This window comes from Anaeromyxobacter sp. SG64 (genome assembly GCF_022690745.1).
GTDB lineage: Bacteria > Myxococcota > Myxococcia > Myxococcales > Anaeromyxobacteraceae > Anaeromyxobacter > Anaeromyxobacter soli.
This window is the reverse complement of sequence record NZ_JALCZB010000005.1, coordinates 58,025-74,476: the sequence shown is the minus strand read 5'-3', so window position 1 is coordinate 74,476 and position 16,452 is coordinate 58,025. Positions and strand designations below refer to the sequence as shown.

Annotated in this window: 18 protein-coding genes; 7 read left to right on the top strand and 11 right to left on the bottom strand. The window is 66.0% G+C overall.

Annotated elements, in window-relative coordinates; genetic code table 11:
- Positions 1-241: 241 nt before the first annotated feature.
- The 8 genes from MNZ29_RS02840 to MNZ29_RS02805 form a co-directional block, all read right to left on the bottom strand.
- Positions 242-454, bottom strand: coding sequence for a helix-turn-helix domain-containing protein (locus tag MNZ29_RS02840; protein ID WP_242352754.1), 213 nt, complete (start codon positions 452-454; stop codon positions 242-244).
- A 92-nt stretch (positions 455-546) separates the two neighbouring features.
- Entirely contained in the window at positions 547-1,443 is an 897-nt protein-coding gene (locus MNZ29_RS02835; RefSeq protein WP_242352752.1) for a hypothetical protein, read from the bottom strand.
- Between the two features lie 269 nt (positions 1,444-1,712).
- A complete protein-coding gene (locus MNZ29_RS02830) occupies positions 1,713-2,213 on the bottom strand; it encodes a hypothetical protein (protein WP_242352750.1) in 501 nt (166 codons plus the stop codon).
- Positions 2,203-3,027, bottom strand: coding sequence for a hypothetical protein (locus tag MNZ29_RS02825; protein WP_242352748.1), 825 nt, complete (start codon positions 3,025-3,027; stop codon positions 2,203-2,205). The genes MNZ29_RS02830 and MNZ29_RS02825 overlap by 11 nt, the downstream gene beginning before the upstream one ends.
- An 18-nt stretch (positions 3,028-3,045) precedes the next feature.
- Positions 3,046-3,972 (bottom strand): hypothetical protein, encoded by a 927-nt coding sequence (locus tag MNZ29_RS02820; RefSeq protein WP_242352746.1) that lies wholly within the window; start codon positions 3,970-3,972, stop codon positions 3,046-3,048.
- A gap of 64 nt (positions 3,973-4,036) precedes the next feature.
- Complete coding sequence (locus tag MNZ29_RS02815) at positions 4,037-5,284, bottom strand: MBL fold metallo-hydrolase (protein WP_242352744.1); 1,248 nt, start codon at positions 5,282-5,284, stop codon at positions 4,037-4,039.
- 90 nt (positions 5,285-5,374) lie between these two features.
- The gene (locus MNZ29_RS02810; protein ID WP_242352742.1) at positions 5,375-6,274 is read right to left on the bottom strand and encodes a nucleotidyl transferase AbiEii/AbiGii toxin family protein; all 900 of its coding nucleotides are present in this window, start codon (positions 6,272-6,274) and stop codon (positions 5,375-5,377) included.
- The gene (locus MNZ29_RS02805; RefSeq protein ID WP_242352740.1) at positions 6,271-6,849 is read right to left on the bottom strand and encodes a type IV toxin-antitoxin system AbiEi family antitoxin domain-containing protein; all 579 of its coding nucleotides are present in this window, start codon (positions 6,847-6,849) and stop codon (positions 6,271-6,273) included. The genes MNZ29_RS02810 and MNZ29_RS02805 overlap by 4 nt, the downstream gene beginning before the upstream one ends.
- A gap of 319 nt (positions 6,850-7,168) precedes the next feature.
- On the opposite strand from MNZ29_RS02805, the gene MNZ29_RS02800 reads away from it, so the two are divergent.
- The 5 genes from MNZ29_RS02800 (at position 7,169) to qatD (ending at position 13,933) form a co-directional block, all read left to right on the top strand.
- A complete protein-coding gene (locus tag MNZ29_RS02800; RefSeq protein ID WP_242352738.1) occupies positions 7,169-8,650 on the top strand; it encodes a DUF6884 domain-containing protein in 1,482 nt (493 codons plus the stop codon).
- 153 nt (positions 8,651-8,803) lie between these two features.
- Positions 8,804-10,807: a P-loop NTPase fold protein gene (locus tag MNZ29_RS02795; RefSeq protein ID WP_242352736.1), complete on the top strand. Its 2,004-nt coding sequence runs from the start codon at positions 8,804-8,806 to the stop codon at positions 10,805-10,807.
- Positions 10,807-11,751, top strand: coding sequence for a Qat anti-phage system associated protein QatB (gene qatB, locus MNZ29_RS24815; RefSeq protein WP_308197041.1), 945 nt, complete (start codon positions 10,807-10,809; stop codon positions 11,749-11,751). The genes MNZ29_RS02795 and qatB overlap by 1 nt, the downstream gene beginning before the upstream one ends.
- On the top strand, positions 11,748-13,136 hold the full coding sequence (gene qatC / locus MNZ29_RS02780) for a Qat anti-phage system QueC-like protein QatC (protein WP_242352733.1): 1,389 nt from the start codon (positions 11,748-11,750) through the stop codon (positions 13,134-13,136). The genes qatB and qatC overlap by 4 nt, the downstream gene beginning before the upstream one ends.
- Before the next feature lie 5 nt (positions 13,137-13,141).
- Complete coding sequence (qatD, locus tag MNZ29_RS02775) at positions 13,142-13,933, top strand: Qat anti-phage system TatD family nuclease QatD (protein ID WP_242352797.1); 792 nt, start codon at positions 13,142-13,144, stop codon at positions 13,931-13,933.
- 17 nt (positions 13,934-13,950) lie between these two features.
- Here qatD and MNZ29_RS02770 read toward each other — a convergent pair whose 3' ends face one another.
- Positions 13,951-14,358 (bottom strand): helix-turn-helix domain-containing protein, encoded by a 408-nt coding sequence (locus tag MNZ29_RS02770; protein WP_242352731.1) that lies wholly within the window; start codon positions 14,356-14,358, stop codon positions 13,951-13,953.
- Positions 14,359-14,483: 125 nt separating this feature from the next.
- On the opposite strand from MNZ29_RS02770, the gene MNZ29_RS02765 reads away from it, so the two are divergent.
- Both MNZ29_RS02765 and MNZ29_RS24810 read left to right on the top strand, forming a co-directional pair.
- A complete protein-coding gene (locus MNZ29_RS02765; protein ID WP_242352729.1) occupies positions 14,484-14,735 on the top strand; it encodes a hypothetical protein in 252 nt (83 codons plus the stop codon).
- A gap of 12 nt (positions 14,736-14,747) precedes the next feature.
- Positions 14,748-15,341, top strand: coding sequence for a carboxymuconolactone decarboxylase family protein (locus MNZ29_RS24810; RefSeq protein ID WP_242352727.1), 594 nt, complete (start codon positions 14,748-14,750; stop codon positions 15,339-15,341).
- Here MNZ29_RS24810 and MNZ29_RS02755 read toward each other — a convergent pair.
- Both MNZ29_RS02755 and MNZ29_RS02750 read right to left on the bottom strand, forming a co-directional pair.
- Complete coding sequence (locus tag MNZ29_RS02755) at positions 15,239-15,823, bottom strand: lytic transglycosylase domain-containing protein (RefSeq protein WP_242352725.1); 585 nt, start codon at positions 15,821-15,823, stop codon at positions 15,239-15,241. The genes MNZ29_RS24810 and MNZ29_RS02755 overlap by 103 nt on opposite strands.
- The gene (locus MNZ29_RS02750) at positions 15,820-16,314 is read right to left on the bottom strand and encodes a hypothetical protein (protein WP_242352723.1); all 495 of its coding nucleotides are present in this window, start codon (positions 16,312-16,314) and stop codon (positions 15,820-15,822) included. The genes MNZ29_RS02755 and MNZ29_RS02750 overlap by 4 nt, the downstream gene beginning before the upstream one ends.
- Between the last annotated feature and the right edge of the window lie 138 nt (positions 16,315-16,452).

The window sequence follows — 16,452 nt, the reverse complement described above, 5'->3', positions numbered from 1 at the left end:
GGCTGCCGTAGTCCTTCCACCAGAAGTCGATGAGCTCGCCGAACGTGGTCGCACTCCCGACCAGCGGGTCGACCATGCCGCGCCGGCGGAACGCGAACTGATCCCGGCGGGCACGCTCGATCATCTCCGCCTTGGCCTTCTTCGTCGTCCCCGTGCTCTCCCGGACGCGCTTCCCGAGGTGGTTCACGTACGAGATCCAGTAGAACTCGGAGTCCTTGCGCTTGAAGGCCATGCGCTCCTCCTACCGTCGCGGCACGATGCGGTGCTTCGCGACCCAGACCAGGATGTCCTTGTAGTGGAACCGGATGTTCGTCCCCATCCGGATGTGCGGGATCTCGTCTCGCTGGACCGCCTGGTAAATGAAGTCGGTCGACACGTCGAGCGCCTCGGCCAGCCTCGACACCGTCCAGAGTGGCTGCGGCCCGGTGAAGGTGAGCAGTTCCTCGTACGTCATGGCGGATCTCCTGCGGTGGTGACCATGCCACCCGCAGCCGCCGGGCGCCGCGCCTGGCGGGCTGCACGATCCGAATGTATAACGTGTGACTGTCAGACGGGACATGGGGCTGCATGACCCAAGAGGGTTTCGTCCGAGCGGGAAGTCGAATCACACCATTCGCTAGGAGTCGCATTCCTGCACGCTGCCGCTTCGGATGAGCGGGTCCATCTCGTCAGCGACGGAGCGCGCCCACGTAGCCCAGCGCTGTTGCACTTCGTCGTCTGGTCCGCGTGTTTGAAGCACCGCGGCGGCGTAGTCCCGGAGTAGCGATGCTTCGCGCCACGCGTGAGCATCGGCGAGTACTCGGCGCGGCTCGCTTTCTCCCGCTCGAGTCGCTCGCGCTCCTCCGTCTCGCGCCGCAGCTGCTCGTCCCACTCGCGCTTCCGCCGCTCCCGCTCTACCTCGGCGTCTCGGTTCTCTTGAACGAGACGGCGAAGCAGCGCCGGGACTTCCGCGAGAGCTTGCTCCAGTGTCGCGCGTTTGCGGTCCGCGAGCCGCGCCCGGTAGCGATAGCCGATGTTCGGGTCGTACAGCTCGAGCGCGAAGCGGTTGGTCGGTTGATGGTCGACCTTCGGGACGGAGTGAAAGTGCGGATGAGCCGCGATCTCTCGTCGCTCCTCGGGCGTGGGGCGGTGCGGGGTGGTCGCGTTCTCTTCCTTGAATCGGAAGCGGAACTTCTCCCCGTCTACTTCGAGCATCGTCTTGTCGTCGGCGAAGAAGACGCGTCCACGGACGTCAGGGCCTTCTACGGTTCGGATGAACGTGTCCAGGAGGCGGCCCGCGCGTTCCGTGTGTTCGCGCGCGACCGCAATCTGGATGAAGCCTCGCGGTGTGCGAAGGAGCTTGTCGTCGAGCTCGGGTCGGTACGACAGGCGCGGGTCGGGCTTGAGAGCTCGGAGTGCCTTCCGCACGAGTGGGTGAAGACCGGGAGGCATCGCGACACGCATGGGCGCTACTCCTTTCGATGTCGAGGTGATCCTCGAGCACGGCGAGAGCAGCGAAGCCGACGCCCACGACGAGTCCTCTGAAAGGCTCCTGCGCCTCTTCCGCCACCGCGGCGGTCCGAAGCAGTGCCTAACGCACTGCGCGCCGCGCACGTGGGAATCACGGGAGCCGAAGTTTCAAGGAACGCGAACACGCGAACTGGCGTAGGAGTCAGCGTCCGGCGCCCGGAGGGCGCGCGAACCCCCCGGATCGCGGAGGTGATGTGCTCGATTCAGCGCTCGCCCTGTGCTGACTGCTTCGCTACCTCGCTGACGAGAAGCTTAAAAACATCTTCCAGGGCTTCGTCCCGCGTCAACGAAAGGTTGAGGCCGCCCTTGTAGGGCGTCCAACGATGGGTGGGATCGTCCGGAGGCTTCGCCCAAACGACGTGAGTCAGTTCCTTGGGCCCCTTCCAGCACTCGGCGTAAACGCAGACCTCGTCTCCGTCCGACGGATGCTGCCACCAGATACCCAACTCCCAGGTGACGGGATCACCGGCGAACTCCCCGCGGAAGTGAGTGTAAGCAACGCGGCCGCCCTCATCGCCGTTGCAGACGTTACGTGCGTCGATGATGACCTTCTTGCCCTTTACCAGGGTCGATGCGGCGCGCGTGACTATCTCAACAACCTTCTCCTCGATAGCCTCCTCGAAGCTGACGACCGTCGCTCTTGCTTCGGCGTATCGGAAAAGGCCCTCGCAAAGAAACCTGTCGGAAGCCTCATCACTGCCCATCGGCTGCCTCCCTCAATATGCGGCCAAACCGGAAGATGGCGGCCGGTGCACGTCGCATCTTGAATACGGCCAAGGGTGGGATGCCAAGGATCCTCTGCTCGATCGCGCCGCAGTACGCCCGAGCGAAAGCGCGCCACTGCCCGGGCAGCCGTGCTTGGCGGAGGGCGCGTCGCAACTGCACGGCAACTGAACTCCACGTTACTACCCGCATTCCGTCGGTTCCCGGCGACTCCGCCCAGACCTTCTCCATCTCATCCGGCAAGAGGACGTAGTCGCGCCATCCCGTGCCCCTTTTGAACTCCAGACGGCATGCGGCCGCCGTTTCAGCGGTCTTTTCGTAACAAGTGTCCCAGAGCTTCACCTCGACGTGCGATGCGCGGTTACTGGTCCAAAGCAGTACCAGGTCCGCGCGTCGCTCGCCGCCCGCGACTGGTACTTCGCGTTGCACTTCGACGACCTTGGGCGCCGAGTCGCCGTCGGGACCGAAGAGACGCGCAGCCATGGCCATGACTTTATCGGTCCCGAGCAGGTACGCGAGCCAGTCGGACCAATCCTCCTCGCGCGAGAGCCGGAGCGGCCGGAACGCGGCCCAAGCTTGGCGGCAGGGGTCGCCGCCGAGATCAGCGAGCGCGGCGTCCCACACCGCAATCTGCGGCAGGAGTTCCTCGTACTCAGCAGTAGCGGCGGATCTGACCGCCTCGATCCACTCGAGTGTTCCGCGCCACGAAGGCGCTCGCGGCTTCTTTACCCGGTTCGAAGACCACCCGGTGAAAGAGTCCCACCTCGGCTCGCAAGCGCGACGCTTGGTGTGCATCGTGGGATCCTTCGCTCGCTAGGCCAACGACTTCTGCGCTCGCCGGAGAACGGGGTCGGAACGAAGCTGCAGCAGCACTTCTTCGAGTGACTGGAGCCGTTCCTCGAAGAGCGCGTACCCGAAGTAGTTCGCCACTGCGAAGCGAAGTTCGATGCTGTCGCTAACGCCTTCGGCGCTCAGGCATTCCAGTTCATGGAGCAGCTTCGAGCTAGCGGGGTCGTGATTTGCGAGAACGATGATGAATTGGGGCTCTATGTTGCTCGAGAACGAAACGAGCCTTCGTCCGGCTCGGGGCAGGAGCCCGAGTTCCAGCTTGTCGTTGAACACCGTGATCATCGACTCCTTGAGGTCGGCGAAGCCGGGCGAATCCACGAACGCGGTGAGGTCTCGGACGTGCTTCCGGATGCCCGGCTTCTGAGCGCTGATCCCGGAATCCAGCGCGTGCTCTCCCCACTTGAGTTCCAGAAACGCGAAGCGCCGGTCATCACCCACCATGCGGTCGGCGCTACGTGAAGGCCAATGCACGGCGAGTGCGTCGAAGCGGCCCTTCGCAAGCGGGTGCTGGTACTCGATGTCCAAAATGAAGTAGTCCGACGCCGTGCCACTGGAGTCCCAGTTGTTCTCTCTCGCGAGAACCTGCTGTGATTCGCGCTCCCACTTCTGGTGCTCGCCGAACCACAGGTCCATCTCGTCCTTGAGCCGCCCGAGGTTCGCTAGCCACGCAGCGCAGCCATCCGCATCGCAGACCGTGGCGGAATCGGAAGGCCGGATCTTGGCCGGCTCGGCATGATCGAAGTACTTCGGGTCGATCGAGAGCGAGTACGCCCCCGCCGTTGCGGGCGCGACCTTCGTGATGCAGCCGCCTCGATAGTAGACGTCCGCACATCCGGGACGGAACTCCAGCTCGAGCGTCCGGTCCCGCTTTACGCGGTCGAGCAAAGGCATCAAGCAGCCCTCGCGTAGAGCCTTCTTGAGCGCGTCCGACGATGCCCTCACCGTTCTCCTCCGCTCATTCGACTTCTACCCACTTCCCGTCCGGCCACACCTTTACCCGCGGGAAGTAGTCACTGTATCGGTCTGGCGACTCCGTGTGGATAGGAACGACGTACCGCGGACGTACCGAATCTACGAGACGCATGAGATCGCGCAGATAGGCGTGCCCCGACACGTGATGGATCTCGAGTGGCACGCCCTGCGCCACCAAGGCGCGCTGCATGCGCTGCTCCGCATGGTTGGTGAGATACCCTCGCCACATCGACCAGATCGCCAGCGCGCCTGGCAGCGCTCCCGCAAGCTCGAGCTCGTCCATCATGGAGGGGCGGAACATCAGCACCATCTCCCTGGCTCGCGGGACGAGTTCCTCCGGAAAGAGGCGCCACGGTGCGATTCCGCGCGTCCTGTGAAACTCCGCCGCGTCCTTGACCTGGAGCCTCTCGCGCTTGCGACAGAAGACCTCAAGTCTTTCATCGCCGGGGACCGGAACACCGGGAGCGCGGGCTGTCCCCGCGAGCGTGGCGGTGTACAGGTCAACCGCGAGCGTTCGTCCTGCTTCGCGCGCCGCCTCGTAGACGGTGCGCAAGCGGTCAAGGTTCTGCGATGACCACGCGACGAGAACGAGTCCAGGCCACTCCCGAAAACGAAGGGCCAGCTTGCGCCGTAGGTCGGCTTCGCTCGGTCCGTCCCCTTCTCGCCGGTCGCCGAGCTGCGTGCCCTCCATCATGAGCGCGTGGACGTCGCGCGGGGGATCGCCGAGGAGCTGAGCGAACGGGTTGCCGTCGTTGCCGTGCCCGCGGAAGTCGCCGGTGTAGAGCAGCCGCTTCCCGCAGGCTTCCACCAACAACGCGAACGCATCGAAAGCGCTGTGCTCGACTCGGTACGGTGTGATGCGGAACGGGCCAGCCTCGAACGGGCTGCGGTCGACCAGATGCCACCTAGGCTCCGGGAGCGGCGCTCTTCCCGTGAAGAACTTCGCTTCCCGAAGGATGCGGGCGGCAATAGGGCCCATCGCCAGCGGAAGTCCGGCAGGCGCGTAGGGGACAAGGCCGCAGTGATCGCCGTGGAGGTGGGACACGACCACCGCCCTGAGTGTCGGGTCGTTGCCGCGAAGGCCCGGCACGTCGGGCAGCGGAATGTCACCTTCCTCAGCGTCGAGCGGCATGCCGAGGTCGAGCAGGATCCGCTGTCCTTCCGCCTCGAGCTCGACGCAGGTGCCGCCGACCTGAGCGGCGCCTCGGTGGATGCGGGCTCGGAACGTCATCGGGACCGGAGCATAGCCTTCGAGCGGACGTGCGCGGCCAGACCGCTACCAGCCCTCGACGTCGTCCTCGATGCTCGGTGGGCCTCGCTTCTATGCGAGGTCCCACGTCCACGAGCCTGGATCCCAACTCCCGTCGGCGTTCGAGCCGAGCACGGGATCGAGGAATCCCCGGGCCGCCGCCACGACGTCGCCGAGCGTGGTCCAAGGGAGCGCATCTTCCTCAGCCATCGCCGCGTACGGCTCCGTCCAGTCCATCGGTGGATCGGGCAGGCGCTGTGGCGAAGGATGCGTGGCGCGGAACCCGAAGGTCTGCCCCAGCGCAGCTCGCAGCCGCCGCGCGTCCCGAGGGCCGATCTGCCCGAGCAGCGCCAGGTCCGGCAGGTCCTTCACGCGCGTGCTCGGCGTGGCTCGTGGCAGCGTGTAGGCATGGAGTTTCTCCGCGACGTGCGTCTCGACCGGATACACCCGCAGCTCGGGGGCGGCGATGCCGGCGAACGCCAGGAGATCGTCGCCGGCGATCAGCTCCGGTTCGCCGAGAATGGGATCGCCGAACGCGGCGTCGACGCCGAAGGGCTGACCGTAGAGCATGCCCGCGAGACGGCACTCCGCCCGGAACCGCTGGCCTTCGTACTGGACGCCGGGGCCGGTGATGTCGGGGTGGCGGGCGTCCACCCTGACCTCGAACGACATGAAGTCGCCGAGGTCGAGCCTGCCCGCCTCCTGGAGCCGCGCGAGCAGGCCATCGGGCGATCCGACCAGGCGCAGGTCGATGTCGCGGGTGGTCCGCGCCCGGTCGAGGCGCAGTTCGAGAACGAGGCCGCCCTTGAGCGTGGCCGCGTCGCCGAGGACACGCACCAGCCGCGCAAGGTACCGATCGAACACGAGCAGTTGCCGCCGGCGCGCGATGCCGCCCGGCTCGGCTACGTTTCGCAGCCGCTGGTCGAGCGCCGCCTTGAACGCGGCTGGCGTCGCGTACTCGCGGGGCTTCATCCTGGGACCTCAGGCAACCCGGCGGCCTTCGAGATCTCCGCGAGGCGCTCCGTCGAAACCAGCCCCCGAGACCGGGCCTGCTCGAACGCTTGGGCGAGCAGCTCCGGCGACAGGTGCGTCATGGCACAGTCGAGCAGGGTTCGGCCCGGCTCGGTCACGGGCACCGCGCCGAACCACGATCGTTCGTCGGCACGCACCGTCGCGTGGTGCAGCACCACTCCGCGGGGGATCTTGAGGCGCCTCCGCCGCCAGGCCGCCGGGACCGTGAGGTGGACGCGCTTCGGCAGGACGTCGGAGAGCCCGTACAGCGAGAGCGCCGTCTCGTGCGAGAAGACCCCGGCCTGCTTCGACCAGAGCCAGATCTCGGCGAGCTCCTCGTGCTCGCCGGTTGGGTAGTGAACGAGGCGGTAGATCCCGCGGCGTACCCGTTTCACGCGGCCGAACTCGACGTAGCGCTTGAGGAGCTGATGGTAGTAACCGGCCTGCGCGGCCTGTTCGGTCGTGAAGAGGCCGTCTTGGCCCGAGGCCGTAGCGAACAGCTTGTCCCAGCTCGGTTTTGTCGCGCTCCCCGGCACTGCACGAATCTAAACGTTACGTTGCCTTTCGTGCAAGCCGGTTCTGCGAGCCGGCAGGTCCCCAGCGTCCCTGTGCGGCGTCGAATCGGCCTTGTCCGTGGCCGTGAGAGACTGAACCTCGTCGGAATCGGCAGTGCAGTCGTCGCGCGGTCGGTGGTGGGGGCTGCGTACCGTGGGTGCTTTCCGGGGGGAGATCCCGTTGGCAATCACAAGTCACCACGAGCAGCTCTACGCGATTCTAGGCGAGCTGTCGGCGCGGCTGGGCGGAGGCAGAGCCTTTGGCTCGTGTGACGGCCGCATGTCGTGGCCCAGCCGCGGCGTGTACTTCTTCTTCGAGCCGGGCGAAGTGCGCGGCCCGAGCGCTGCGGGGCCGCGCGTCGTCCGGGTCGGAACGCACGCCGTCTCCGCCGGCTCGAAGACGACCTTGTGGCAGCGACTGAAGCAGCATCAGGGCTACGGTGGCGATGCGGGTGTCGGGGTTGGCAACCACCGCGGGTCCGTGTTCCGCCACCACGTCGGGCTCGCGCTCATACGCTCGGGCCGCGGCCCAGACGTGGCGGAGGCATGGAGGACGACTTCACCGACGCCCGAGATGCGCGCGTCGGAACTGCCTCTGGAGCAACTCGTGAGCGAGTATCTCGCGAGCATGCGCGTGCTGTGGATCGAGGCCGACGACACGCCCGGCCCGAACAGCATCCGCGCGTACATCGAGGCCCACACGATCGCGCTCCTCTCCGACGCCGCGACCGCGGAGCCGGCCTCGTCCGGGTGGCTGGGGCATCACGCGGCCGACGAAGCGATCCGGCGGAGTCGGCTCTGGAACGTGAAGCACGTCGGTCGCTCGTTTGACCCTGCGTTCCTCGACGTGTTCCAGCGCATGGTGGCGCACACGCCGTCGGTATCCGTTGGTGGCGGAACGTCTCGCGAGAACGCTGTGCAGCCAGTCGCGGTGATCACTCCGCCCCCGAGCGTCCCGCTAGGCGCGAGCGCAAGCCCGGCGCTGGAGCAGCCGGTCCTCGCGCTCCTCAGCTGCACGAAGAAGAAGGCTCCTGTTCCCTGCCCTGCGGCCGATCTGTACGCGCCCTCTACCTTCTTCAGAAAGGCGTACGCTCTCGCCCGTCGCGTCGCGCGCGACACGTTCATCGTGAGCGCGAAGCATGGCTTGGTGCATCCCGGCGACGTGATCGCGCCGTACGAGCAGACGCTTGCGAACTGTGGGCGCGCCGAACGACGCGCATGGGCGCTGGGAGTTCATCGCCAGCTGATCGCGAGGACTGAATACCGCGAGGCGAAGACGATCCTGTGGTTCGCCGGCGAGGCGTATCGCCAAGACCTGATGCCGCTCGTGGCGGGCGACGGCAAGCGCTGCGTCGTCCCGATGGAAGGGCTGGCGCAGGGCGAACAGCTCTCGTGGCTGACTCGCAACGAGCAAGTGCGCACGGAGGCGTTGCCTCTGCCCCGACGCGCTGCGGTTCCCGCCACGGGAGCGCCATGCGTGAACAGGGCCCTCGAGACGCCAGCACGCATGCCGGCGCGCCCGACGGCGTCGGCACCGAGCGCGGCCGCGTTCGAGCAGGAGCTGGGTGAGCGGATGGCGCGCGCGAGACGCGACTCGAAGAAGACCCTGATCGTGAACGCAGGGGAGCTCCACCGTTCGGTCGGGGGCTATCCGGGACCCGGGAACCGGATGCCGATCTGCTGCCGCGTCATGCGCAAGTACATGAGCGCCGGCGACAGGATCGTCGCGGCGCCTCCCCGAGGTGATGGGGCGAGCTTGACGATATGTTACGAACTTGAGTGAGCACCAGTACAAACAACAGGCCGCGACGGCACCGCCCGTTGTCGGGTAGGTGTGCTAAGCGGAACCATCAGAAGACATCGTCCGCTCCAATCGGCGCGCCACTCCGGAGTGAACGTTAGCTGTGCGCGGTGGCGACCTCGTGGGAGGGTAGGCATGTGGGCTGACAACGAAGCGCTCATCGACCTCCTGAACGTGCAGCACCTCGTCGGAGCCGTTCTTCGCGTCATCAAGGACGATCGGCTCGATCCAGTGACGATCGGAGTCTATGGCGATTGGGGAAGCGGAAAGTCGAGCGTGATCCAACTCGTTCGGCGGCAGATCTCCGCTGAGCCCGACCTGTTGTGTGTCTACTTCAATGGCTGGCGATTCGAAGGGTACGAGGACGCGAAAGCCGCACTCGCGGCCGCGATCCTCGAAGAGATTGAGCAGGAAGCAAAAGATTCGAAGGGCAAGCTCAAGACAGCGCGCGACGCGGTGACCGGGGCTCTTCAACGAATGTGGGCCAGAGTGGACAAGCTTCGCGCTGCCCGCCAGGTGCTCGGCGTCGGGGTGAACGCGGGAGTGGCGGCCGGCGGAGTCGCACTGGCAGCTGGCGCCTTGGGGGCGCCGATCACCGCAGGCGCACTCGGCATTGCGGCTCTAGCGTCGCTACTGAAGGATACGAAGCAACTAGATGGGCCCGCTATCGCCGAGTTGATGTTGAAGCAGCAGGAAGCGGCAGCAGCTGCTCAGCGGGAAATGCATGGTTCCATCCGCGACTTTCATCGGGACTTTGCGAGTCTCGTCAAGGACCTGGGCATCAAGCGGCTAGTTGTGATCGTTGATGATCTCGATCGGTGTCTACCAGCGAGTGTCATCGAGACTCTCGAGGCCATTCGGTTGTTTCTGGCAGCCCCGAAGACAGCGTTCGTCATCGCGGCTGATGAGGCGCTAATTCGTGGGGCCGTCGCGCATCGATTCACAGATGTCCGCAGCGGGCGAGATGGGGATGGTCGGTCGGCGGATTCGGAAGACCTCGGCGCTCGGTACCTGGAGAAGCTCATCCAGGTACCGATCCGTCTCCCTCCGCTCTCCCGCAGTGATCTCCACGGCTTCCTCAACTTGCTGTTCGCTCAGCGCCGTGTTCACGACGAGCAAGCCTTCACCGCACTCTGTGAACGCGCTCGGGCTGCCGCGGCTTACGATGCGATCTCGTTCCATTCGGAAAATGCCGAACAGCTCCTCGGTGAAGCAGTGAGCGAAGAACTCAAGAGCGACTTCGTCCTCGCCGAGCAGATCGCGCCTGTCTTGGCGTTGTGCGCCGAAGGTAATCCGCGCCAGACCAAACGTTTTCTCAATGCGCTCGTGTTGCGGCTCGATATGGCGCAGGAGCGCGGAGTAACGCTCGATCGCGCCACAGCCGCGAAGCTGCTTCTGCTGGAGTACTTCCTGCCGGAACTCTTCCGAGCGTTGGCGCGGTCGGCAGCAGCAGGTGAAGGCCGCTCCGAGGAACTGGCGGCTCTCGAGGAGCAGGCCAAGGGGAAGGAGCCGAAGCGCGAGCAGGCGAGTACGTCGGGAGCGTTTGCGGCGCAGGCGGGTGCGATGTTAGCGGCTGAGCGTTTTCAAACGTGGCTTCGTACTGAGCCGATGCTCGGAAGTGCCGACCTCCGCCCGTACATCTACTTCGCAAATGAGCGGTTCACGCTTCCAGTAGGAATGACTCAGCGGCTTAGCTCGCTCGGCGCGCAATGCTTACGTGAGCTGATGAGCGAAAGCGAAGCCACGCAGAGTACTGGTGCGCAGCGGGCGACGGCGCTGCCGATTTCGGAGGCGACAGCAATCATCGGTGAGCTAGGTGCCAAAGCACGTCAAGGCCGGGAAGATCTCGGCGCCCGAAACTCGCCCCTTCATGCGATCGTAAAGGTGGCGCAGAAGCGGCCGGATGTCGGCCCGGACGTCCTGGCCGTGTTGCTCGGCATGCCGCTCGACATGCTTCCTTCTTCGGCCGCCGTGCTGATCAGTTCGCTAGCCCCACACGCTTCGCTGAAGGAGGCTGCGGTGGCAGCGCTGACGCAGCTTGCGACTCAGACGCAGAACAAAGGGTTGCGCGCAGCCGCCGAGGAGCGTCTGAAGGTGGTGGTGAGTGGCCAGGTGAAGCGCCCAGGTGCGGAGAAGTAATGGGAACATCGACCTCGAACCCTGGGCCAACCGGCCGCCCACCTCTGCTCCCGCCTTGGGCGGACCCGCCTGGCGTGCCGCCGTCCGCGCCTCCTGAAGTACCGGATCCCGAAGCGCCACCTCCAGATGAACTCGGGAATCCCGAGCAGGCGCCCGCGTTCCCCGGTCCGACGGAGACGAATCCAACCATTGCTCCGGCGGAACTACCGTCGTGGAACTCGCCGCGTCGTCTGGTCAGTTCCATGTCGTCTGGGCGAGCCTCCGGCGCGAGTGGGCGCGACAACGTTCGCCGAGCGGTTCGCGGCTCTGTCGGCGCCATGGGCGGTGCCAGGTCCGCGTCCCAGAGTTCGTTCTCTGGGCGGAGCACCGCCGCACGTTTCGCCGGGTTCCTATCAGCGGTTACCAGGGACGGCGTCGCTGGAGCGGCTCGCACGTTGGGGATCGCGGACTTCCTTGGGCGGAGCGCGGACGTGTTCTTGTTACGACTCGCCGACGCTCTCGCGCCCGCGGGAGCGCTGACCGAGGACGCCATCGCGCGGGACGCGATGGATGCCACATTGCAGGAACTATACGATGCGTTGGATGTTGAAGCGAATGGCGCCGAGGCGCTGGCCCGCTTGACGCCAGCGATGATGGCGGAAGCGGTGGTCAGTTACGTCGTCAATTACATATATGAGCGCGTCCTTCAGGCGCTAACAGCCCATATCCACGCGACCGCTGCGTCGAGTTCGCGAGTGCGGCAAGCTGAGCGAACGGCGCGCCAGTATATCGAGGACGCGGTGCGTACGGACATCGACACCACTGCGTTCTTTGGCCAGGGAGGCGCCGCCTTCGCTGCACGCTGGGACGCTGGTGAGGGGCAGCGCGTAATCGAGCGGCTGTTCACGGAGTCCTTCCGAGTTGTCGAGGCCGGTCTGCAGCACGGCGATCGGAGACGGCGATGATCGTGCCGACGTACCACGTGGTGCTCCGCGCCGGTCCGGCTGACGCGTTCACTGTTGCGCCCTTCTCTAGTGCGCACGTTGTCAATATCCTCATGGACGGAGCGCAGGGCCCGGACGAATGGCGGTTGGATAGCTCGGTCTGGGAACAGTTGGCGGAAGCCAACGTGGATCCGGGACAAACTGCGACGGACTTCTTCCGGTTCGCGACGGCGGCGTATTGCGCAGACCTGCTGATCCCCCACAGGACGGCATTCGATAGGTGGTCGCGGGATATCGTGCTCTACGTTCCCGTTGCGAAGGTGGGACGGTGGCGGGCGGCGGAGCGAGAACTTCAGGAACTGTTGGGTTTCCTCACGGGCGATCACTGGCGACTTGTGTTCCGTGCGGAACATGTTGCGCCTCCTCCCGTCGATGACCGACGTCGAGGACAGCGCGACCCGTTGTCGGCAAGGCGCGTAAGCCTCCTGTCCGGAGGGCTTGATTCGGCCATCGGCGCAGTGGACCTGCTCAGAGGAGGGCACCGCGTGGCCTTCGTCAGCCACAACGCGAAGAGCGGTGGCGCGGTGTTCTCGAGCCCCTCGCAGCAGGCAGTGTGTTCCGCACTGGCGCAGGAGTTCGGTTCGGACAACATGCAGCACTTCCGCTTTCGAATGAACCCGCCAGCACGGGTTCCTGGCGTCACGGAGTCCGTGACGACAACGCGTAGCCGTTCGATCATGTTCTTTGCGTTGGGCCTCCTTGTTGCGAGCGGGCTCGATGCTGCGAATGGCAGCGGACCGGTCCCGCTCGTCGTCCCAGAGAACGGCTTGATTTCCCTGAACGTGCCCTTGACCTGGGCGCGGCTGGGGAGTTGGAGCACACGCACAACACATCCGCACACGCTGGCGACGTTGCGGACGGCGCTTGCTCACCTCGGAATCGCTACCCCACTGCAAACTCCATACGCTACGAGCACCAAGGGCGAGATGTTGGCGGATTGTCTGCGTCGCGGCCGAGCTCTCGTGAAGAAGGTGACGGCCGCAACGGTGTCCTGCGCACATCCCAATCAAAGTCGATTTCTGCCCGTGGAGCGGCGCAAGCCGCACTGCGGGACATGCGTCCCGTGCATCATCCGGCGCGCGGCAACCCAGCATGCGGGCGTGGATGATGGGGAATACGGGTTCGATCTTCCTCGAGAGATCCGAATACTGCAGCGACGGCGGAGCGCCGATGCGCGCGCATTCATCTTTGCCTTGGAGCGGCGCCATCGTCCGACGCGTCCGCTCGACCTGAATGTGAGCGGTCCGCTTCACGTGGAGTCCGATGAAGAACTTCGGGCGCTCCTGCGGGTCTACGATGCCGGGATGGACGAGGTGGCACGACATCTCGGCATGGCGACGGGGTGACCGCGATGGCAGGGGGGCCGCCGGCATCGCTGGTCGATACACACTGTCATCTCGACCTTTACCCCGACCCCGCGTCGGTCGTCGCCGAGAGTGAGCGCAACGCGGTCTACACGATCGCGGTCACGAACGCACCCTCCGTGTTCGACCGGAACTGCGCGATCGTTGGCGCCTCTTCCCGCTATGTCCGCGTAGCCCTTGGGCTGCATCCTGAACTTGCCGCCGAGCGAAGCCACGAGTTGCAGCTCTTTCGGGAACGACTGTCTCTCACCCGGTACGTAGGCGAGGTCGGGCTCGATTACGTAACGTCAGACGAGTCGCAGCGCGCGACGCAACGTCGCATTCTGGAAGCGATAGTTGCTGAATGCGACTCGGCGGGCGGCAAGGTCCTGACCGTTCACAGCCGAAGGGCCGCTGAAGACGTCGTGGATGTCTTCGGAAGTCGATTTCGAGGCACGTACATTCTCCACTGGTACGCTGGTGGTGTGAAAGCGCTACGCCGCGCTCTAGCGCATGGCGCCTACGTTTCGGTCAACACCCCGATGATGGGGTCTAAACGTACTCGGGCTCTCGTCGCCGAAGTCCCGCGCGAGCGCGTCCTGACAGAGACGGATGGCCCGTTCGTCCAAGTAGCCGACCGGACCTCGAGTGCGCCGGCCAGGCCAGTGAACGTCGAACGTGTGATCGCCGAGCTGGCGCGTATGTGGGCGGTGCACATCGAGGACGCGCGCGCAACTGTGTACGCGAACTTCGCGTCCATGCTGAGGGCGAACGCCAACGCCGACAGTCGCGCGCCGTAACGTCCGCTAACGCGGAACTACTTTCCGACTGACTTCCCGCCACCGAACACGGCTGCGATCGCAAAACCGATCAGGCCAACGACGGCCAGAACGCCGGCGGCAGCGACGGCGCTATCCCACCAGTCGGCGCCGGACTCATTGCCGATGGTCGCAGCAGACGCCCTCTTCGCACCGTTCAGGGCCTGATCGATGCGGCGGTGCAGTTCGTCCATCGACATGCCCAACGTGCTCGCGAGGCGATGCATCGTGAGCGCGTCAGGCTGGCCGACGCCGCGCTCGAAGCGGGAGAGCGTGGGCTGGCTGACGCCGATGTGAGCGGCGAGTTGCGCCTGCGAGAGCCCTCGCTGTTCGCGAAGAAACGCGATCGCCTGACCGAGCGCTACCACCCGCGGGTCCGCGGGCCCGTCACCGACGTGTTTGGGCACGGGCGCATCGTAGACGGACCACGCCTAAAACGGCAAGGTTGACTAATATTCAGAAACATGCGAGTAGTCGCTTGCACGCTCGGCTGATCCGCAGCCAGGCGACAGTTGGACAACGGAAAAACTGCTTGGAGAACAAGAACATGAAGATCGAAAGACGGCAGGTGGTGCCTGCGACGAACACCGTCGTGGGGCTCGTTGCGGCGCCGATTCAGCGCGCGGCGGAGGCCCGGGGACACGGGGGACAGACCGCGATGTCTGGCATTGGAGCGATGCTCGGCGGCCTTCTCGGCTCGTTCGCCGGACCCATCGGCGCCGTGGTCCTCGCCGGCGTGTTCGCCGGGATCGGGTACGAGGTCGGCCGTGAGGTGAACGGTTGATCGTAAGGCTGGGTGGCGGGGCGCGAGAGCCGTCCCGCCACCCAAGATGTCGATCGCGGCAAGGGGGGATTTGCTCAGAAGCACTGGCACGGGGCCTCGCCGCACGGCCGGATGACCGACATCGCGGTGTCGGAGCACCTCGACGGCAAGTCCGTCGAGTGGATGGAGAAGGTAAGCGACGCACAGTACAACTCCCCCGTCACGGAACGAGCGGCCGCGCCCGCTCCAGCGGCGCGCCCCGGCGTCGGCGCCGATGGCCAGCCCACCACGGCGCAGCGGCTGTTCGGAGACATCTCACCGAAGATGGTCGAGCTCACCGACGGCGTGCTCTTCGGCGACATCTGGGAGCGCCCGGAGCTCTCGAAGCGGGACCGCAGCCTCGTGACTGTCAGCGCCCTCATCGCGATGAACCTTCCGGACCAGATCCGAAGCCACTTCGTCCGCCCGCGCGAGAACGGCGTGACCAAGGAAGAGCTGCACGAGACGATCACTCACCTTGCGTTCTACGCCGGCTGGCCGAACGCCGTGACGCGTTCGGCGTGGCGAAGGAAGTCTTCGAAGGAGAATAATGCCGCTCGGGTGCGCCGGGGCACGTCGCCGGCGTGACGCGGCGCTGACCAGTTCGAAGCGACTGGTCCAGGGCGCATCGAAACCTCCCGCGCGCGAACGAGAACCCGCCAGACATACGTCGGCGTCTCGCCGTTGCGAGGAACCGGTGCGAAGAGTCTTCGCGGGCGGGCGTTGTAGGCCACCAGCGCCGAGATGACGTCCCCGTCGTAATGGCTGAGGAGAACGGCCAGCAGTCGCACACCGCCGAGGATGTTTCGCCGCGGATCGAAGAGGTCCCGCTCCGCGATTCCGACACGGCGCGCGGTGTATGGCATGAGCTGCATGAGCCCCTTCGCACCGGCCCGGGAGACCGCGCGCGGGCGGAAGCTGCTCTCGACAGAGATCACCGCGACCACGAGGGCCTTCGGGACCGGGTAGATGGCGGCGGTCTCCGCGAGCGCCGCATCGATCTCGGCCTCGAACGGGATGGGGCCGCGCGCGGCGAGCAGCGCAGCAACGGCGAGGGTCGCGCACGTCATCGCGAGCGGCCGAGCGCATTGGGCGGCGCGGAGTGGGCGGTCGCCGGCATGCGGTCCGCCCACCGCGGCGGCGAGACCATGCTTGTGGCGACGAATAGGGCCAGGAGCAGGGCCGTAGCGAGGAGGATCCGGCGCAGGCCGACCGCGAGCAGCACCGCGACACCGGCCACGATGGGCGGCAGCCGGCCGGTGGTGACCATCGCTGCGACGCCAGCGACGGCGCACAGGACGAGCGCGGCCTTGAGGCGCGCGCCGAGGCCGGTAAGCCAGCCCTGCGGCGGCGTCGTTCGCATGAACTCCCGATGAAGCTCCTGCGCGCGCACGAGCGCGTCGACGGCGCCGGTCTGCTGCGCCGTCGCCAAGGCCCCGACGTACGCCTCGCGGAACCGGCGGTACGCGCGCCTGCTCCGTGCGGCGAGCGCCACGTGCGCCGCGACCCCCACGACAGCGCTCGCGGCGAGCCACAGCCCGATGGGATCGGAGTTCGTCATGATTCACCTCGATACCATCCTGCCGGTCGCCTCTGACAGTCACACGGATCCGACCCAACAGGTGTGCCGCCGCTCGGTTGTATGTCGCACGCCATACAGTCAGAGTCAAGCCGCCGGCCCATTCGCGCCGGCGGAGGA